Source organism: Pseudobacter sp. (genome assembly GCF_051955275.1).
Taxonomy (GTDB): domain Bacteria; phylum Bacteroidota; class Bacteroidia; order Chitinophagales; family Chitinophagaceae; genus Pseudobacter.
Window position 1 is genome coordinate 70,645 of sequence record NZ_JBQCGW010000305.1, and the last position, 19,518, is coordinate 90,162.

Annotated in this window: 7 protein-coding genes; 2 read left to right on the forward strand and 5 right to left on the reverse strand. The window is 47.8% G+C overall.

Going from position 1 to position 19,518, the window contains the following annotated elements; translation table 11 throughout:
- Positions 1-10: 10 nt before the first annotated feature.
- The 5 genes from ACTHMC_RS27275 to ACTHMC_RS27295 all read right to left on the reverse strand — a co-directional run bounded on the left by ACTHMC_RS27275 (position 11) and on the right by ACTHMC_RS27295 (position 15,012).
- On the reverse strand, positions 11-2,902 hold the full coding sequence (locus tag ACTHMC_RS27275; protein ID WP_440418199.1) for a SusC/RagA family TonB-linked outer membrane protein: 2,892 nt from the start codon (positions 2,900-2,902) through the stop codon (positions 11-13).
- A 33-nt stretch (positions 2,903-2,935) separates the two neighbouring features.
- On the reverse strand, positions 2,936-4,723 hold the full coding sequence (locus ACTHMC_RS27280) for a RagB/SusD family nutrient uptake outer membrane protein (RefSeq protein ID WP_440418201.1): 1,788 nt from the start codon (positions 4,721-4,723) through the stop codon (positions 2,936-2,938).
- A 13-nt stretch (positions 4,724-4,736) separates the two neighbouring features.
- Positions 4,737-8,000: a SusC/RagA family TonB-linked outer membrane protein gene (locus ACTHMC_RS27285; RefSeq protein ID WP_440418202.1), complete on the reverse strand. Its 3,264-nt coding sequence runs from the start codon at positions 7,998-8,000 to the stop codon at positions 4,737-4,739.
- A gap of 228 nt (positions 8,001-8,228) precedes the next feature.
- Positions 8,229-12,284 carry a two-component regulator propeller domain-containing protein gene (locus ACTHMC_RS27290; protein ID WP_440418204.1) on the reverse strand — a complete coding sequence of 1,352 codons (4,056 nt, stop codon included), beginning with the start codon at positions 12,282-12,284 and terminating at the stop codon, positions 8,229-8,231.
- 202 nt (positions 12,285-12,486) lie between these two features.
- Entirely contained in the window at positions 12,487-15,012 is a 2,526-nt protein-coding gene (locus ACTHMC_RS27295) for a T9SS type A sorting domain-containing protein (RefSeq protein ID WP_440418206.1), read from the reverse strand.
- Positions 15,013-15,314: 302 nt separating this feature from the next.
- Between ACTHMC_RS27295 and ACTHMC_RS27300 the strand changes: the two genes are divergently transcribed.
- Both ACTHMC_RS27300 and ACTHMC_RS27305 read left to right on the forward strand, forming a co-directional pair.
- Positions 15,315-16,559, forward strand: coding sequence for a helix-turn-helix domain-containing protein (locus ACTHMC_RS27300; RefSeq protein WP_440418208.1), 1,245 nt, complete (start codon positions 15,315-15,317; stop codon positions 16,557-16,559).
- A 166-nt stretch (positions 16,560-16,725) separates the two neighbouring features.
- Positions 16,726-19,419, forward strand: coding sequence for an FG-GAP-like repeat-containing protein (locus tag ACTHMC_RS27305; protein WP_440418209.1), 2,694 nt, complete (start codon positions 16,726-16,728; stop codon positions 19,417-19,419).
- Positions 19,420-19,518 lie beyond the last annotated feature (99 nt).

Sequence of the window (19,518 nt, forward strand, 5' to 3'; positions counted from 1 at the left end):
ACTGCTGTTTTTAGAAGGATAATGAAATCCCTGCGTTGAATGATTTGATACCAGGATAACCGGCAGGAGTTTCCGGATCAAGGTTGTATTCTTTGTAGAAAGAAGACCAGAGCACAGGATTCACGGCGGAGGCAAAGACCCTGAGTTTGCTGAGGTGCAAGGTTCTTATCATTGCTTCAGGGAAATTGTAACCCAGTTGAACAGAGCGCAATCTCAGGAAGCTGGCATCTTTCATCCAGAAGGTGGAGTTGGTGTAATTGTTGGCGTTACTCACTGTGGTAAGTCTTGGGAACGTTGCTCCATTGCGTGTATCGATCCCCTGATCAGGATAATAGGCCCAGGCATTGCCTGCGATGGGATAGATGGTGGTATTGCCAACAAATGGCACCACCTGGTTGTAGGCTGCTCCCAGCAGGTTTACACTCATACCGGATGCACCCTGGAACAATGCTGCAAAATCGAAATTCCTGAAAGAGAAGGCCAGGTTGAAAGAGTAGTAGAATTTCGGATAACCGGGGTTGCCGATCTTGGTGATGTCCGTGTTATCGATCACGCCGTTATTGTCGAGGTCTTTGTATCGGATATCACCAGGCTGCACCGGACCGAAACCGGGAACAGGAATGCCGGTTTTCAGTGTGCCGTCTGTATTGAAATCTTCCAGCTGGTAAAGGCCGTCGGCAATCAATCCCATGGGGGTACCGATAGGAAGGCCGGTAGTGTTGTTGAAATTATTCTTGTTGGGGATCTCTGCCTGGTAGTTGATCTTGTTGCTCGCATAGGTGCCCATGAGATCCACTGCATAATGAAATTCTCCTGCTTTGTCTGCGTAGCTGATGCTCATTTCAATACCCCTGTTGGTAACCTTGCCGATGTTCTGCAAAGGCAGCATATCTGAACCCGTGTATCCCAGGTAACCGGGGATGAGGTTGTTGCGGGAAATGATACCACTGCGTTTGTCGAGGAACCAGCTGGCGTTGATGCTGATCTTATTCAACAAAGAAAGATCGAAGCCTGCTTCATATTTCGTGCTTTGCTCGGCAGTGATATCCGGAGTGGCGATCCTGCCAAGGCTGAGGCCATTGTTGTAGTTAAGGCTATTGTTGCCCGTTATACTTCCCGGTACATAACGATAGTATTGCTGATAGAGATAGCGGCCCTGGTAAGTCTGGTCGTTGCCTGATTTACCGGCAGCTGCTCTCAGTTTTAACTGGCTGATCCATTTGTTCTCTTTCAGGAAAGATTCATCGGAAATGATCCAGCCCAGTGACACTGCCGGATAGAATTTCCAGCGGTTGCCCGGCGCATAGTTGTCGGAGCCACTGTAACCCCAGCCGATCTCACCGGTATATTTTCCTTTGTAGGCATAGTTGGCCCGCCCGCCCAGGTTCTGCCAGCGGTAGGTGATCCTGGAAGGATCTTCATTGGCATCGGGGATCATATCGCTGGCGTAGTAGTTGACAGCTGCGGAGATCGCATGGTCATTGAAGGTTCTGTCGTAACCCGCTACCAGGTTGGATTGGCGCCAGGTCAGCTGGCCGTAAGGCTGGTTGGTGCCGAAATTGATCTGCGTGGTCCTGTCTGCAGTAGCCTGACTGCCTCCAAAGAAGCGCGCGTAGGTAGCCGTTTTATTCTGAATGACCCTTGACCATGTATTGAAGGAAACCGACTGGCTCATGTAGAAACCAGGCGTGATGAATCCGAGGTCTTCTTTCAATTGGAAATTTCCCTGCAGGGTCCTGTCGTGCGAAGTATAATTGCCCAGTGCATTCAGTTGTGCAACGGGGTTGTTGGGATACAGCGTATTGCCCGACCAGTTGCCGGTAGCAGGATCTTTTACCGGGTAGATATTGGCAGGGTAGGTAGAGAGTTGCCTCCAGTAAGCCGCTGCATTATCATAGGTGTTATTGCTGAATGGATAACGGTAGTTCTCGATCCTTCCTCCCAGGTCTACCTTGCCTTCAAATATTTTGAAGAACTTAAGATCGATATTGGAACGAAGGGTAAAACGTTGTAAGCCTGTATTGCTGCCGAGCAGTCCGTCCTTCGGCGCATTGAACAGACCGGTCTGGTTCATGTAATCCACAAACAGGTTGTATTTGGCTGTTTCTGCGATGCCGCCCTGTACGTTTACATTGGCTTCTGTAAAGCGGGCCGTTTTTTTCAGGGCCTCTTTGAACCAGTCCACATTGGTGCCGGTACCATTCTGGTATTCCTGTAAGCGTGCGTCGCTGTAGGCTGGCGTCCAGGCATACTGATGACCATTCAATGAATAGTTGTCGTTACTGATTGCCTGGTTATACAAACGCGCATAGTCGTAGGAGTTATAAGGCTTCTGAATATCGATGGCCTGCTGGAATCCGGAAACCACCTGTGCATCCACTTTGAATTTTCCGGAGCCGGCGCGTTTGGTAGTCACCCACAATACACCGTTGGCGCCCTTGATACCGAATGTTGCCAGCGATACAGGATCTTTCAGCAGCGTGATACTCTCAATTTCACCGGCGGCCAGGTACTGAAAATAAAAGGAAATGTCCACCTGGAATCCATTCACGTAACAAACGATATTCGGGTTATCGTATGTGCCTCTGCCGCGCATGAACATCGAGGCCTGATCATAACCGGGTTGTCCGTTATTCTGCATCACCGTTAACCCGTTGAGTCTTCCATACAGGGTGTTGGTGAGGTTGGCAACGGGTGTTTTACCCAGCACATTTCCTGTAGTGGTGGAGTAAGAGGTGATGGACCTTTCTTTGGAAAGGAGTAAGAGTGGTCCGGGTTCGTACACCGGTCCGGTATCAGCGGAAGTATCTTTGGAAGCAGTCTGGGCGCTGGCGGACAGCATACATCCTGTCAATGCTGCCAGCAGAATGGAACCTGCTTTTGTTGTGAAATGTTTTATCATATAGCTAGTCTTCTATAGTTATAAGTGTGCACATTAATAGCCCGGGTTCTGGATCAGGTATCCTTTGTTTACCTCACCCTGTGGGAAAGGATTGAGGAACTGCCTGGGATGCCAGAATCCATCATACCGTACGATGGTGGTAAAGTTTGTATTGCCGGTGGGCAATGCATCTCCACCATTGTTGAAGGCCAGGAATCTGATCGGGCCACCGATAATGCCATTGTTGATGTTGGGGTCTTTCCAGTGCTTCAGGTCGTTGAACCTGTATTTCTCCTGAATGAACTCAATGGCCCATTCCCTGTGAATGATAGCCCTCAGTTTAGCCTGATCTGTTTCTGTAACAGGAGGAAGACCTGCACGCTCGTGGATCTTGTTGAGCCTGTTGAGCGCCAGCGACGGTTGGCCTTTTTCATTGTATGCTTCTGCGGAGCTCAGGTAATAAGCCGCCAGTCTGAAGATGGGGAAGTCGAACCATTGCCTGCTGCCTGCCAGGTACCAGAATTTGGTAGGCTGACCGGCGCCAAAGTGATTCACATCTTTGTAGTGCGCTGTCATATGCCAGTTAGGATCGCCGGGGTTGTTGGCTGCCTGCATTTCCCATCCGTTCCAGTCGGCCTGTAGCCTGGGCTCCATGTCGAGGAATTTGGTAGTGTAGGAGGAGAAAGGTTCTGTCTGACCAATGCCTGGCCATGTCTGATTGGTGCCGTCGGCTTTGTAGTAATTCTCCAGCATGCTGCTGGCGAGTACCGCGCCGTTGGCCTGGTAGTGGTAGTTGGTGACGTTGAAGATATTGTAAGGGCCCTGACCTCCTGTAGAGGAAACCTGCTGTTTGAATGCAAGGATCACTTCCCGGTTGCTGGGAGTGGAAGTGGCTGTGCCGTAATCCGCAAGCGGATTGCCGGTATCGATGATGCCAAGTCCGCCGGGGCCTTCTGCTTCTGTGATCACTGCTTCGCTGGCTGCCAGCGCCCTGTCCCACAGGTTGGCGTCATAAGAACCCAAACAGATCATCTGATTATTAGCACCCAGATCCAGGTAAGGAGTGGATGAGTTGAACAAAGGTCGTGCTGCGTACATCAGTGCTTTTGCCTTGATGGCAAGTGCAGCGCTCTTCGTCATTCTCCCCAGCGAGTTGCCGGGCCATTGTGATGGCAGTACACTGGCGGATTCATCACACCATCTTACAATGGCGTCCAGCACTTCCCTTACAGTAGCGCGTGGTATTGCCAGTGATGCAAGATCATTGAGGGAAGAAAGCGGGAAGCTCTCAGGGACCAGCGGAACGCCGCCATACATGATGAACATCTGCGTATAACGGTAAGCCACAAGCGCCTGCATTTCTGCTTTCACAATGGCTTTGTCCGCATCGGACATATCGGGCACCTTGTCGATATTTTCTTTTACGAGATATGCTTTCCTGATGCACTGAAAGTTATCGGTGTATCCATCATTGCCGTATCCGCCGTTGGAGCCCATATCCTGGCTGTTGGAGTTGGGTGTAAAACCTCCTCCTAAAATGGATACAGCTGCCACACTACCGGGTATCTGCACCCAGAAAGCCTGGCTGCCAGCCAGCTGATCATCTGTGCTGGGCGAGTAATAACCGGTGTAGTTCAGGCCCTGACGCAGACAGGAGAAATACGCCGAAGCAATGGCGTTGTATGCGTTCGATGAACGATTGAATACTGAATCTATGGTGGGGCTACCGCCGGGAGGTACCTGAAGAAATTCTTTTTCGCAGGATGCAAAACTTATCACACAGGCAATTCCTGCTGTGGCAAACAATCTTTTGTACCAACGCTGCTCTTTATTGTTAGTCATATTGTGCAGGTTTTTAAAATGAAACATTAAGACCGAAATTGAATGTCCTGATCAACGGGAAGATGTAACCATTGCTGTTCTGGCTGGTTGACTCGGGGTCGATACCTTCTACCAGGTTGGTCCAGGTAATGATGTTATTTCCGTTCGCAAACAGGCTGACTCCCCTGATCCCAGCTCTTTTGAATAAAGCATTCTGCTGGAAGGTGTAGCTTACTGCAAGGTTTTTAAGACGCAGGAAATCGGTGGACCTGAGCCAGAAACTGCTCACGGTTTTTGAAGCCTGCGACGCTCCATCGATGGCATTCATGGCAGGGTAGGTGATCTCGCCTCCTTTCTGGTATTTCTCCTGCGTCCATCTTCCGTCATTCACCGCCTGTACGATCCTGTTACCACCGTAGTAGGTCCTGCTGATATCATAGGAGCCTTTTGCTGTTCCGATGAAGAGGGCCGATACATCAAATCCTTTGTAGGAGAACCCTACGCGCCAGTTGTACGCGATCAATGGAAAGGTTGGATAACCGATTGGCACCATATCACTGTTGTCTATCTTTCCATCACCATTGATATCCCTGTACCTGAGATCACCCAGATCAACCAGGTTGCTGAAAGTGTTGTAAGGTCTGTTCGACAATTCTTCCTGTGTATTGTAAAAGCCATCGGCGATCAATCCTTTGGGCTGGCCGATCATGAAACCGGTCTGGTTCATCCATGAGTAAGGGAAAGGTGCTTCGGCCATATAATCGATCTTGTTGCGGGCATAAGAGAAGTTGGCTTTGATGAAGTAGCCAAAGTCTTTTCCGATCTTATCATCCCACCCCAGTTCAAATTCCCATCCTTTATTGCTGACCATGCCTACATTGGAAACAGGCGTTCCTGCAACGCCAAAGCTGGCTGGGATGATGGATGGTTGCACCAGGATATCTTTTCTCTTCTCACTGAAATAGGTACCCGAAAAGGAGAGTTTGTTTTCCAGGAACCGCAGGTCGAGCTGTAGGTTGGTCTTCTGCGCTCTTTCCCAGGTCACCACAGGGTTTCCGAGGGAAGACTCCACTGCGCCGGAGATCAGTGGATTGGCATTGGAGCCGTTGGTATTGCCGAAATAATATCCGTTTCCACCATCGGCCATATTCCAGGAATTGGGCAGGTAGAGATAACGTCTTGCGCCGATCTGATCATTACCTACTTCTCCATAAGAACCACGGAGTTTTACAAAACTGAGCCAGCGGTTTTCTTTGAAGAATGATTCATTGGAAATGATCCAGCCAGCAGATACGGCCGGGAAGTAACCGAAACGGCTGCCGGGAGCAAACTGCTCTGTACCGTTGTAAGCCATGTTGAACTCTGCGAGGTAACGCTCCCGGTAATTATAGGTAGCGCGACCAACCAGGCTCATCAGCCCTGATGGGGTATTGAATGCAAGTCTGTTGTCTACATATTTCTGCGCATTGCCCAGGATCAGTCCGGATACGTTGTGGCCTCCGAAACTTCTTGCATAATCCAGTCCTGCTTCATAATAAGTTCTGCGGAAGTTGGAGTTGAAGAGATAATCGGTCATGCTGTTATCCGCATTCACCGCACCACCGATGTACACTATTTTGCCTGGATTGTTGGGATCCCTGTAAGCCGCATAGGTAGGCACTCCCGGCGTGATGGCGTATCCCTTGTTGTAGTTATCGTCATAAGCTACTGTAACATGTGACGACAATCCGGGAGTAAAATAATCCATAGTATGCTTCAGCACCAGCTGCGAGCTGAGGTTGGTTCCCTGCGTAATGCCATACCCTCTGGTTACAAGGTTCAACGGGTTGATCACCTGGCTGGGATAACCCCCGTTTCCGCCTCTGATGGTTCCGATAGGGTTGGTGGGGCTGCCGTCTGACCCAACAAAGTGCAATACGATGCGATCATCTACAATGCCGGGAGAAATGAATGGCCCGTATCCAAGGCTGAAGAGGATGGCCTGGTACCTTGCGGCCAGATCACCTGATTCAACATTGCTGAAGTTATCTGATTTGGGATTGGCGGTTTTGTTGCGCAGGAACTGTCCGCTGAGGTTCACACTCAGTTGCAGGTTACCGGTGATATTGATATCGAAGTTGTTCCTGAATGTGTAGCGGGAAAATTTCGGTTCTACATCCGCACCAGCCGCTTTGGTGTATCGCAGAATGCCTGTCTGATCAAAATAACCGAGTGAGCTGGAGTACCTGAATTTGGAATTTCCACCGGAGGCACTGAGGTTATACTGGTTTTGAATACCGGTACCGTTGAAGAGTTCTTTATACCAGTCGTGGCTGGTATAATACAGTGCCGGACTGTTTTTCAGCGCTTCTTTCTGTTCTGCGCTGAGGTTGCTCATGGCATCCACTTCGCCGGGGGTATAGTCCCTGTTGTTCTGAAATTTCCATAATTCGTCTTCCGAGAACAGCATATTATTATAGGCACCGTTTCCGGAGGACTGAAGTTTCCTGATGCTTTCATTTCTCGATTGTGCAAAGTCGTGAGAGTTGGTCAGGGGGATCAGGGAAGTTGGACTGGTAAAACCCCTGTTCATATTGAGGCTGAAGGAGGGGCGGCCGGACCTGCCTCTTTTGGTGGTGACGATGATCACGCCGTTGGCGCCGCGGATACCGTACACAGCCGTGGAGGAGGCGTCTTTCAGGATACTGATATTCTCAACGTCATTGGCGTCGATGGCATTCAGCATGGTGAAAGGGTTCTCTGCCGGTTGCTGCACTCCGTCAATTACTACCAGTGGGTTGGAGCCATTGAGAGTGGCAAGGCCCCTGATGCGGAGCGTGGTACCGTTCTGTCCGGGCTCACCGCTGTTCTGGATACCGGTGATACCGGGAGCCATACCTACCAGCATATTGGTGACGTTGGCAACGGGCGTTTGTGCCAGGTCTTTACCGGCTACAACGCTCACGGAGCCGGTAACGGTGGGAAGCTTTTGTCTTCCGTAACCGATCACCACTACCTGGTCCATCTGGATACTTTCCGGGGAAAGCAGGATGTTCAGTCCATCGAAGGACCTTACCCTTACTTCCTGTTTCAGGTAACCGATGGAAGAAAATACCAATGTGTCGTTGAGGGAAACGGCCAGCGAGTAACGGCCCAGGGTATCCGTAAAGGTGGCAGTGCCTTTGTGCTTTACGGTAATATTCACCCCGGGCAGCGGGCGGTTCTGATTGTCGGTCACCTTTCCGCTGACCCGGTTCTGGGCCATTGCCATGGTAACCAGGAGCAGGGAGGGCAGCCATAAAAAGAGCACTTTTTTCATAAAAGGTATAGTAACCTTTGATGGACAGGGGGGAGGACTGTCGATTGGCAAGCAGATCATAATCTAATCAGTTAGAATGATAATAAAACGGAATTATCCCAGGAAATCGCGAGGGATAGAACGGGTCAAAATTAAATTCACCTGCACGGGGGAAGGGCGAAATTCTGCACAAAATAGGGGGTGAAATGTTTCCTGCGGGAGCGTATATGGTTAATAATCAATTAGAATTCAAGAATCCTTCTGGTTTTTGAATGTCTCCTGGTAGGCGGAAGGCGTCAGCTGAAAGTTCTCTCTGAACACTTTGGTGAAGTATTTCGGATCATTGAAGCCAACCTCATAAGCGATCTCGGCGATGGTCCATTTTCCGGTTTCCAGCATCTGTTTGGCGCGTTGCAAACGGATGGTCCGGATAAATTCAATGGGTGTCTGGCCGGTGAGGCTGAAGAGTTTTTTATAGAGGGTGGGGCGGCCAAGTAATAATTCCCGGCTCAGTTCTTCCACAGAGAAATCGGGATTCGACATATTTTTTTCTACCAGGGCAAGTGCTCTTTGTACAAAGTCCCTGTCCGTGGAAACCGGGGTTATCTCCGTGGCGGCAACGGTCACCTGCTTCTGGTAGGTTTCCCTGAACTTATCCTGCTGCGCCAGCAGGTTCCGGATCTTCGACAGTAATACTTCTATATTAAAGGGTTTCGTAATATAATCATTGGCGCCTGTTCCCAATCCTTTGAGCTGACTGATCTCTGAGCTGAGCACGGTGAGCAGGATCACCGGAATGAAGCTGGTCCGCTTATCGTTCCTTATTTTTTCGCAGAGCTCTATGCCGGTCAGTTCGGGCATATTGATATCGCTGATGATGAGGTCGGGGTGCTCAGACAATGCTTTCTGCCATCCTTCTTTTCCATTGGAGGCTTCAATGACGGTGAAATGTTCTTTCAGATTGTCTTTAATGTAGAAGCGGTAATCTTCATTGTCTTCTACCAGGAGGATGGTTTTGGTTGTGGGACTGTTTCGCTTAGCGCTTGCAGGAGTGGCCGCATTTACAGTAATATCTTCCGGCAGTTGCACTGGCAGCCTTACAATAAATACAGATCCCTCGTCCTGTACACTTTCGGCATGGATAGTACCTACATGCAGGCGTACGAATTCCCGGCAGATATTCAGGCCGATGCCGCTTCCCTGGTTGATGATAGAGGTGGGCAATTCATTCTGGAAAAAGCGCTCGAATATTTTATCCAGTTTATCGGCTGGGATGCCGATGCCGGTATCCTGTACTTTAATTTCGATAAAATCCGCTGTATCCCGGCTGACCTGTAAAGAAACGGAACCGCCTTCCGGCGTGAATTTGAAGGCATTGGACAGGAGATTGAAAAGGATCCTTTCCAGTTTGTCTGCATCGAAGGCCATCACCAGGTTTTCCTGTTCAGCATGAAAAGAGAAATGGATATTTTTCCTTTCGGCCAAATCGGAAAAGGAATCGAACACCTCTTTGCAGAAAAGGAAGATATCGGCTGGTTTTTTATGGAGTTTCAGTTCGCTCAATTCCAGTTTTCTGAAATCGAGCAGTTCATTCACCATATTCAGCAGGCGTCGGGCATTCCGGTGGATCAGTTTGAACTGTTTGTTGTCATTTTCCGGGTGCTGCTGCTGCATCAGTTTTTCAATGGGGGAGATGATGAGTGACAGCGGTGTTTTGAACTCATGGCTTACATTGGTGAAGAAGTGGATCTTCATGTCGTTCAGTTCCTGGTTACGCCTGGCTTCAAGTTCCTGCTGTTCTTTTTTGAATGTCAGTTTTGTGCGGCGGATAATACGATAGCGGCCAAACAATAAAGCGCCGGTGATCAGCAAGGCATAAAGACAGTAAGCAAGCGTACTGCGCCAGAAAGGCGGCAGTATACGGATTTGAAGATCGGCGGTGCCGGGCAGCCACACCCCGTTCTCATTGCGGGCTCTGACGGATAACGTATAGGTACCCGGATTCAATCCGGTAAAACTGATCTTACGGTTATTGCCATCTGTGTTGATCCATGTATCATTGAAACCTTTCAACTGGTACATGTATTTGATCTTGCCTGCATCCACAAACTGCAATGCAGCAAACTCAATGGCAAACGCATTCTGATCATGCCTGAGCTCAAGTTCCTGAGTGGCCGCGATGGTTTGAGACAATATCACCCTTCCACCATATTCTTTGCCCGGTTGAACGCTGTTATTGAATAATTGCAGGTCAGTAAATACAAGAGGAGGATGAAAAGTTCTGGCAACCGGCGTTGGTGGAAAGAAAATATTGAAACCATTGCTTCCTCCGAAAACCAGTTCGCCTGCTTTGGTAACGAAGGCAGCGTCATCATTGAATACACGTCCCTGCAAGCCATCGGTCTCGTCGTAGTTTTTGAACTGGGGAACAATGTTATTTCCATTTTTCGTGATGCTGATATTACAGAGGCCGTTGGGGGTGCTTACCCAGAGGTTCTGGTTATGGTCCTTCAAGATTCTCAGGATGGTATTATGGGGAAGGCCGTCTTCTGTGCGATACCGTGTGAACTGGTCCAGCTGCGGGTTGTACATATTCAGTCCGTCACGGGTACCGATCCAGATGAGGCCACTGGTATCCTGCAGGATATCCAGCACGGTGGTATTGCTTAAGCTGTTGGGGATGTTCTCATCATAAGTGAATTGCCTGATAAGTTTTGCCTGTTTGTTGTATAACTCAATACCGGCGGACCCTCCTGCCCATATATTGCCATATTTGTCCTCGATGATGGAATTGGTGCTGAGGGTATAGGCATGCTGTGTGCGATAGCTGTAGAATTTATTTTCCTGCCTGTTGAATAATTGCAGGCCATTGGTTAAAGTACCGATCCAGAGGCGGCCCTGGCTGTCTTCATAGATCTCCCAGATACTGTCGTCTGAAAGACTGAACGTGTCATTGTCGTTATGCCTGTAGCGGATAAAGTTTTTTCCATCAAAGCAATTAAGTCCTCCGAAATAAGTGCCGATCCAGAGTTTGTTTTCTTTATCGAGGTACAGGCTGGTGATTACATTGTTGGAAAGGCTGTTGTTATTGGCCGGATTGTTCAGGTATTGCTGGTAAGTATTGGTGGTGCGGTTGAAATAGAGAAGGCCGCCGCCATTGGTTCCGATCCAGAGATTTCCTTTTTTATCTTCTGCAAAACAATTTACATCGTTGAAGGGAAGGCTTTTTGCATTGGAGGCATTGTGTTGAAAGAGTAAGAAGGAAGATTTATTCTCGTTGAAATAATTGATGCCTGTTTTGAAAGTTCCCATCCAGATGGTACCCAGCTCATCTTTATAAATGGCATTGATGGCATTCTCGAAATTATTGCTGTTGCCGCCTGTGTTGCTGTAGAGATAGTTTACAGTATTGTTCTTTTTATCGATGAGATTAATGCCTCCGTGATCGGTGGCTACCCAGATATTACCCCTGTTGTCCTGGATGATACCATTTACAATATCGTTGTTCAGCCTGAATGAGCCGGAACTGCTGTTGATGGCCGTGAGCCTGTCAGATTCAGGCTGGTACCACCATACACCGTGTTTTTGATTGGCGATATAGAGCCATACCTCATTTTCTTTATCAATGAATAATCTGAACTGCTGGCCATTGCCACGGGCGATATTTTGTAATGATTTGTTCCTGTGGAGCAACTGGTTGCTAGTGAAGTTTCTTTTTTCAAAAACTCCTTCTTCGTATGCTATCCAGTAGTTGCCATCCCTGTCAAAGGCAATGGCGGTTACATTGCTGGAGAAGAGGGGCCAGGCTCCCTGCTTATCATTGAAGAGATCGGTTTTACCGGTGGAGGCATTGTAGCGGTACAGGCCATCGTGCGGAAAAATAAACCAGAAATTTCCTTGCTGGTCCGGCACGATGCTGGAGAACCATTCATGCGGAATGCCGATGGAATGAAGAAATTGTTTGGGACGGGAAACGAATTGTTCCGTCTTTGGATCATATTTATTCCATCCTTTGGGTGTGTATGCCCAGATGGATTGCAGCGGGCCGGGAACTATCTTGTCAATGAAGTTATCATTGATGGTGGTACTGTCCCGTTCTTTGTGCAGAAAAACTTTGAACGTATAACCGTCGTATCTGTTGAGGCCGTCTGCGGTACCAAACCAGAGGAAACCCTGCTGGTCTTTGATGATGGCGGTGATGCGGGTATTGGATAATCCCTGGTTGAGCCCGATGGTGTTGAACCTGTATTGAACAGGTTGTGCTTCGAGTTCATGCCTGTCTGCAAAAACAAGTATTAAAACCAAGACTAAACGGATGTAAAAGCGATCAGGAGAAATCCATTTCAATGGTGCATCATTTTGGAGATTCAATGGTTGAAAATGACCTGTTATTATAGCGGGTAGATCAGATTCAGCGGCCTAAATGTATCATTTTTATCATAATCAGGGAGATAATGTAGAAAAAGGGTGCCTGTTGAGGCACCCTTTTCTGTTTTAATGGAGTGTATTATTTCTTTTGAAACTTCAGAATATTTATTGCCTGGCTCTTAACGCCTTGCGCTTGTACATAATATAAACCTGCAGGCAGTGCTCTTACTATCACACGCGCTTTCCCGCTATTGATAGCGCTTGCAGACAGGGTTCCTGTTTGCCATTGTCTGCCTGTTGCGTCAGTAATGGTAAACATGATATCTTCCTTTTGCGTAGTGCTTGTTTTGATATTCAATTCAGCGCCCACAAGGGGATTAGGATAAATACTCAATTGTCCTGTTGTAGCTGCGTTATTTATTATAATGACAGGTGAATATTTGAAGGTGCCATCTTTATCAATCATTTTTAAACGGTAATAAGTAGTTGTTTTCACATCGGTATCAATAAATTGATATTGTTGCTGACCTGACGCGTTTTTAGCCTGTATATTACCGGTAGTTGAAAAATCTGCACCATTCACTGATCTCTCAATAATAAAAGAAGCCACATTGATCTCACTTGTAGTAACCCATTGCAATGTATTTCCGGCAGCTGTTGCTTTACCCGTAAAAGACACCAGTGTTAAAGGCAACAGGCTTCCTGTGCTTCCTACGCCAAAAGGAGAAAAAGAGGTAATGCCACTCATGGAAATGGTATAAGGATCAGAACCTGTTGCTGCGCTGGTAGCACCTTTAACCCATGCTCCTCCTTTGTAGTGGGATGGGAAAGCCGCAGTTCTGTTAAAGCCCGATTGTTCATCACCACTGTTCCACTGAAAGGTCAGCGTAACATTGGAACCACCGGGAGTGCCTTCTGTTATCATCCATGTTTTACTCACACTGTGTTGTGTTTCTGCAACCCCGGTTGGTATATCATTGGCATCGTATGAAGCAAATACACTCTGTATCACACGAACACCAAATGCATCGGATGTACCTGCATTGGTGAGCGTAACCGGTACATAGGAAGTAGCGGTGCCTACCGGAAAGATGACCGGGCTTGTTGTTCCACCTGTGCCAATGCCCTGCTGCTTTAATGATCCTGAACCATTGGTAATAACATAGCTGGAGGCATTGCCACCGGTAATGCCACCACCTGCACCAATTGTAAGGTCATTGTTTCCCAGTTGAAGTTTACTGGAAGTAATTGTAAACGTACCACTCACAGTAGCTGAATTGCCAAGTGTTTTAGTGCCGGTACCTGAAATCTCCAGGTCTTCATAGCTGCCTCCAGGAAGGGTTTGATTGCTTCCTGAAAAAGTTGTTTTTCCAACAGCAGAGAACGTTCCGTTATTGGTAGCCGATCCTTTGATGGTCAATGTCTGGCCGCTGTTGATGGAAACAGAAGCACCTGCTTGAATCAGAATATCATTGCAGATGGCGCTTGTAATATCTACCACAGGCATGTAGGGGGCACTGCTGCTGACGGTAACGTTGGTACTGGCCGTTGGCAATATGCCGCAACTCCAGTTAGCCGTGTTAGACCATAATGAACTGGATACGCCAAGCCAGGTGCCTGGCTGGTTTACTGTCAGTGTCCCTGCATTGGAGGTAGCATCAGGAGAGGCAGATCCGGATGCTATACATTTATATTGATATCCGTTCATACCGGCTGTTGCACCTGTGATGGTTAATGTGGTTGTAGTTACTCCCGAATAAGGGGCTGTATTACTCAGGTCACTAAAACTACCGCCATTGTTGGTGCTCACCTGCCATTTATAGCTGGTAGCATTGGAGGCTGTAATTGAAAAAGTGGTATTTGAACCAGCACAAACAGTGCTGTTGGATGGGTGTCCTGTAATACCTGGAGGTGCAGCGAAAGTAAACGGTGTATTATCCTTCATGGCCGGATTGATGGTGGTACCACCCTGAACACTCCAGTTGCTGATGTTAAGCACGCGGGAACGGTAGTCGCTGACTGTATTAAATCCGGTTCTCGGTCCGGAGTAAACTCCTTCGTTAGGACCAGGTGCTCCCGTCACAACCATTGCATAGCTGGAGATCGACGTTGGAAGAAACGAAGTAGCTGCAGCAATGACGGTCCCCGGGGTAGTCACCCAGTAGGGAGATCCGGCGGTGGACTGGTACTGGATACCTGCCAGCAGTGTTCCGCTGAAAGAGGTGGAAGATGCATAAGAGGCGCCTCCCGTACCCTCAAAAGCAAAGATCTGGTTCCCCGTAGAATTTCCAAGGGTCAGCCCCGAAGGTGTTCCGCTTCCGCTGCAGTTGTATGTAGCTACGGAGCCGTAGTTGGCCGTATTGCCTTCTACCCTTACAACCGTTCCTTTCGCAAGCCCGGTGGAAGGTCCTGTCCAGATAACATATTGCTCCATCCAGCGAACGGTGTTGCCGGTGTTGTCCGTGAATCCGCAATTGGTGAAGCGGATCTCTTTACTCGCACCGAGGTCTTTCCAGATTACAAACTCGAATCGTTTGGGGGTGATATTTGCCGTCAGTGAGATGAATGAAACATCTCCTGCAGAGAGGGATTGAGCTTTTCCGTTGAAGTAAATGTTCAGAAATAGAATGCAAAAAAGGAGTGCTGACAACTGGTGCTTCTTCATACGATACTGGATTAATACTATCGCTGGCAGTAATAGTTGGTTAATTAATAAGGTACAAATTGAATATTAGATATTTACTCTTACAGTAAACTGAGAGTAAGTCTATATATGTCAGAACGGAATAATCTGTATTTTATTATAATAACCAACAAATATTTAATGAATATATGACTAGTGGTCAATTGTTTAAAAGGCTATTTGCTACGAACCCTTCACTGGTGGCTCAGGGTTGCATTAAAACTTATTAAATAGTCCTGATATACAATTGACAACAATATATTTGCAGGCCAGAACCTATGTGAATGCTTTTATATCTGTCCCTGCTCGGTTTACTATTATCATTATTATTGCTTTATTTCAATGGCAGGCGATATAAATCTTCAATTTACCTGAGTGTATTCTTCTTCCTGGTCAGCTTATATACTTTCTACCATCATATTTTTGTTTACGAGAAATCCGCTTTCTGGATTGCCGTTTTGTATGTGAACCTGGCCAGTGTGTTTTATCTCACAGGTCCCATGGCCTATTTTTATGTACGGAGTGTGCTGAAGGATGATGCCAGGTTGCGGTGGAAAGACTGCTGGCATTTTTTGCCAGCCATTATCCATTTTTCGGCAGCTTTCCATTACGTGATAACACCCTGGTCCCATAAAATGGGCATTGCTGAGCAGATTGTTGCCAACGTGGAATTCATGGCTGAGCATAACGTGAATTATTTTGCCAAATGGCTGGGCCTCCAGGTGGTGTTCATCAGCCGGCCATTGATAGCTGTTTTATATACGGTTTACATATTGTTCCTGTTCATCCGGCATCAACGTAAACATGCGGCGGGAAGATACCTGGCAAAACAGCAAAAGATCATGAACAGGTGGATCTGGCTGTTCATCATTTTTCAGTTCATGCTTTTCATGAGCTTCCTGCTCTTCCTCATCGCGCGCTGGCCGGGCAGCACCGCATTGCAGTTCCTGAAAGTGACGGACCTTGAATTCGTCACTGCTTTTGCGCTGATCGGCCTGCTGCTGACCCCCTTCCTTTTTCCGCAGGTGCTCTATGGCCTGCCTGACTTTGAAAGGAGAGGAGCGGCGTTACCGGCTATTCCGGAAAAAAATGAACAACCCGGTGAAGAAAAAGAAGAAATTGAAACCACTGATGGATCAAGACCGTCCGGGCTGCAACTGGAACAATCCTATCTCGATAAGATCGGGGATGCCATCGATACATGCATGCACCAACAGCAACCATTCCTGGAACCCGAGTTCAATCTTTTGAAACTTTCTCATCTTATCAATATCCCTGCGCATCATCTCAGCTTTTATTTCAGGGAAGTAAGGGAGCAACCTTTCAATGATTACCGGAACGGGCTGCGCGTAGAGTATGCTAAAGAGCTCATCAGTTCCGGCCGTGCTGCCGAATTGACATTGGAAGCCATCGGACAACAGTCCGGTTTCGTATCCAAATCATCTTTCTTCAAAGCCTTCAAAAAAGTTACAGGAGATACGCCTGGTAGGTACACAGGTACCGTGGACAAAGGGGATACGATTGTGTGAATACCTTTTCATTGGTGCGGATTTACAAAATCGCTACCAACAGAACCCCACACTTATAACGATAGCGGATACGTGAAAATATCTTTGCGGCTGATATTTCACCCATCCTCGTTCACTGAACTGCTGACAAGCTGTCTGCGTTAGTGAGCCTGCTAATTCGTTATTTATGAAAAAACTTTACACGGCTCTTTTACTGCTATGCAGTCTCTCCGCTATTTCCCAGATCCCAGTGATCAGTTCTTTTACTCCTTTATCGGGTCCCGCCGGTACAGTTGTCACCATCACCGGTACCAATTTCAATACCACTGCTTCCCGGAATATTGTCTGGCTCGGGGGCATGAGATGTACCATCACATCAGCTTCAGCAACCTCACTCACTGTTACTGTACCTGAATATGCCGAATGGGATTTTTTTCATTATACCAATACTGGCACCACCAATTCCTGTTATTCTTCCAGGAAATTCCTGATCACTTTTACCTCTGCAAGGGGATATGATTATACGCCCGGCACCTTCCTGCTCACAGGCAGTTTCCCCGCCCAGGGAACGATGAATACCAACGTTCCCAACAACAAATATTTTATTGGCGATATCAATAATGACCGCCTGCCGGATGTTGTGATCCCCAGTGGATTCAATAATCTCACTTTTAATACTGGAAATATGGGTGGCGGGTCCACTCAAAGAAATGTGACCTTCACCAGCACTTCCTCCCAGAATATCGGTAGCATGTCCGCCGCCGATTGGGATGGTGATGGCGACCTGGACTATATGGTGGCCGTTCCCGGATACGCAGGTTCCGGTTTCCTGAAAAATAATGGATTGAGCAATGGAAACCCTGTGCTTGGCAATCTTGTGGCTACCGGCTCTTCCTATACTTTTTCGCCCAATCCTGTTGATTTCAATAACGATGGTAAGATAGATGTGATGGGCCTGTACGGTGTGCAGGACCAGATCTATGCCCTGGAAAACACCAATACCAATATTGCCAATGATCTTTCATTTGCAGCGGCCAATAAAAGCAACAGCAAATCGGCCTCATGGGAAGTAGGCCGTGTGGCCGACCTCGACAGAGATGGCAAAATGGACCTGGTGATCGGAGGCGGTTACAATAATGCCCTGCTGTTCACTGCCAGGAACACCACCACTGCCAATGCCACTGCTGCTAATTTTACTTATACCGTATCCAATGGAGTGGCCATTTCCGGTAACAGAACGCGGGAACTCAAAGTAGCCGACCTTGATGGAGACGGAAAAGATGATATCATTCTTGGAAATATTTCCAACGCTACCGTAAATGTTTTCCCTAATCTCAGTACTTCCGGAACTATTACGCTGGGAACACGCCTGGATATTGTTGCGGCTCAGTTCGGAGTTGTAACAGGCCTCGCCATCGGAGACCTGAACAATGATTCAAAACCGGATATCGTGTTGAGCACTTCCGGTATTTCAGGTTTGGTGATGCTGAAAAATACTTCCACCGGGGCAGGAAATTTTAGTTTTGAAGTAGTGCCGCTTACTGCATCCGGCCATAACCTGATTGATCTCCATGTAAGGGATATGAATGGAGATGGCGCGCTGGATATCCTGGGGATCTACCCTGGTGAGAATAGTGTAAGGTTATATAAAAACACCATCCAGAGCCCGCCCACATTTTATCCTACTACAGGATTTACCAACCTGGCGCAGCTGAGTAACTGGACGGCCAATCCAAACGGATCATCCGGTGGTTACAATCCCCCTGACTTCGGATCAGAAAAAGTATTTGTGCTGGCCAACAGAACCTTTTATGAGGTAAACGGCGATGCTACCATTACAGGAAAACTGACGTTGAGTGAAGACTATCCATTGACGGTGTACAATGGTACCCTCACGCTCACAGAAATGCCAGACTTTACAAGCACCTCTTACATCAGTACAGGTCCCAATGGCAGGTTCAGATTCCTGGTGCCAAACGGTACCGCAACCACTTTCCCTGTCGGAAGGTCTGCATACAATCCTCTTGTTATTACCAATAATTCAGGAGCAGCAGATTATTTCAGCGTGAACGTTGCCGATGGTGTATATCCCAATGGTGTATCAGGAATTGCACAAACAACCATGGTAGTGCGCAGGACCTGGGATATCAATAAGGAAACTGCCAATGGCGGCGCAGGAGTTGATTTTGAGTTCAACTGGAACGAAGGTGAAGCGGCTACGCTTGTTGATCCCCTGGTGTGGCACCATAACGGACGTGGCTGGGTGAAAGCCGAAGGGACCTCAGTGTCAGGCACCAATAAAATGACACTGACCGGTTACACCGGAACCTTCTCTCCGTTTTCTGTGATGTCTTTCAACAGCCCGCTGCCACTCACCTGGGGCGATTTCACCGGCAAACTGAAAGATGATAAAGTGCTGCTGGAATGGTCAACACTGGCTGAAAGTAATACACGTGATTTCCTGGTAGAGTACAGGGCTGAAGGACGCGACTGGGCACTTGCCGGAACGGTGGCTGCAGCAGGCCAAAGTAATACCGTGAAGCGGTATGCTTTTGTGCATGCCGATCCTGTAGCTGGTAATAATACATACAGATTGCGTCAGCGTGACCTTGATAATAATTCAAGCTTGAGTAAAGAAATCATAGTGTCAGTAAAGAGCACTGGCAGGAATGCTGATAAGGTCACTACCATAGCAACAGGTGGACTGCTTACGCTGACCATCCAGCAAACTGGTCCTGTAACAGTATTCAATAGCCAGGGAGCACTGGTGCTGAAGCAACAATTGTCTGCAGGCACGCATCAGTTGTCCGTAGGACATCTCAGTAAAGGTATTTATCAATGTGTTGTTGCAGGTAAGGCGTACAGGGTATTGATTCCCTGACCTGCACGATAGGCCCCTAAACCCTGAAAAGGACCGCAGTGGTGCGGTCCTTTATTTTTTTGTAACCTTAATTTTTTTATTACTTTAGTGCACTAACGA

What these genes read in the sequence shown, in the direction of transcription:
- ACTHMC_RS27280 (WP_440418201.1), bottom strand. Translation starts at nt 4,723, where the DNA reads ATGACTAACAATAAAGAGCAGCGTTGGTACAAAAGATTGTTTGCCACA.
- ACTHMC_RS27285 (WP_440418202.1), bottom strand. Translation starts at nt 8,000, where the DNA reads ATGAAAAAAGTGCTCTTTTTATGGCTGCCCTCCCTGCTCCTGGTTACC.
- ACTHMC_RS27300 (WP_440418208.1), top strand. Translation starts at nt 15,315, where the DNA reads ATGCTTTTATATCTGTCCCTGCTCGGTTTACTATTATCATTATTATTG.
- ACTHMC_RS27295 (WP_440418206.1), bottom strand. Translation starts at nt 15,012, where the DNA reads ATGAAGAAGCACCAGTTGTCAGCACTCCTTTTTTGCATTCTATTTCTG.
- ACTHMC_RS27305 (WP_440418209.1), top strand. Translation starts at nt 16,726, where the DNA reads ATGAAAAAACTTTACACGGCTCTTTTACTGCTATGCAGTCTCTCCGCT.
- ACTHMC_RS27275 (WP_440418199.1), bottom strand. Translation starts at nt 2,902, where the DNA reads ATGATAAAACATTTCACAACAAAAGCAGGTTCCATTCTGCTGGCAGCA.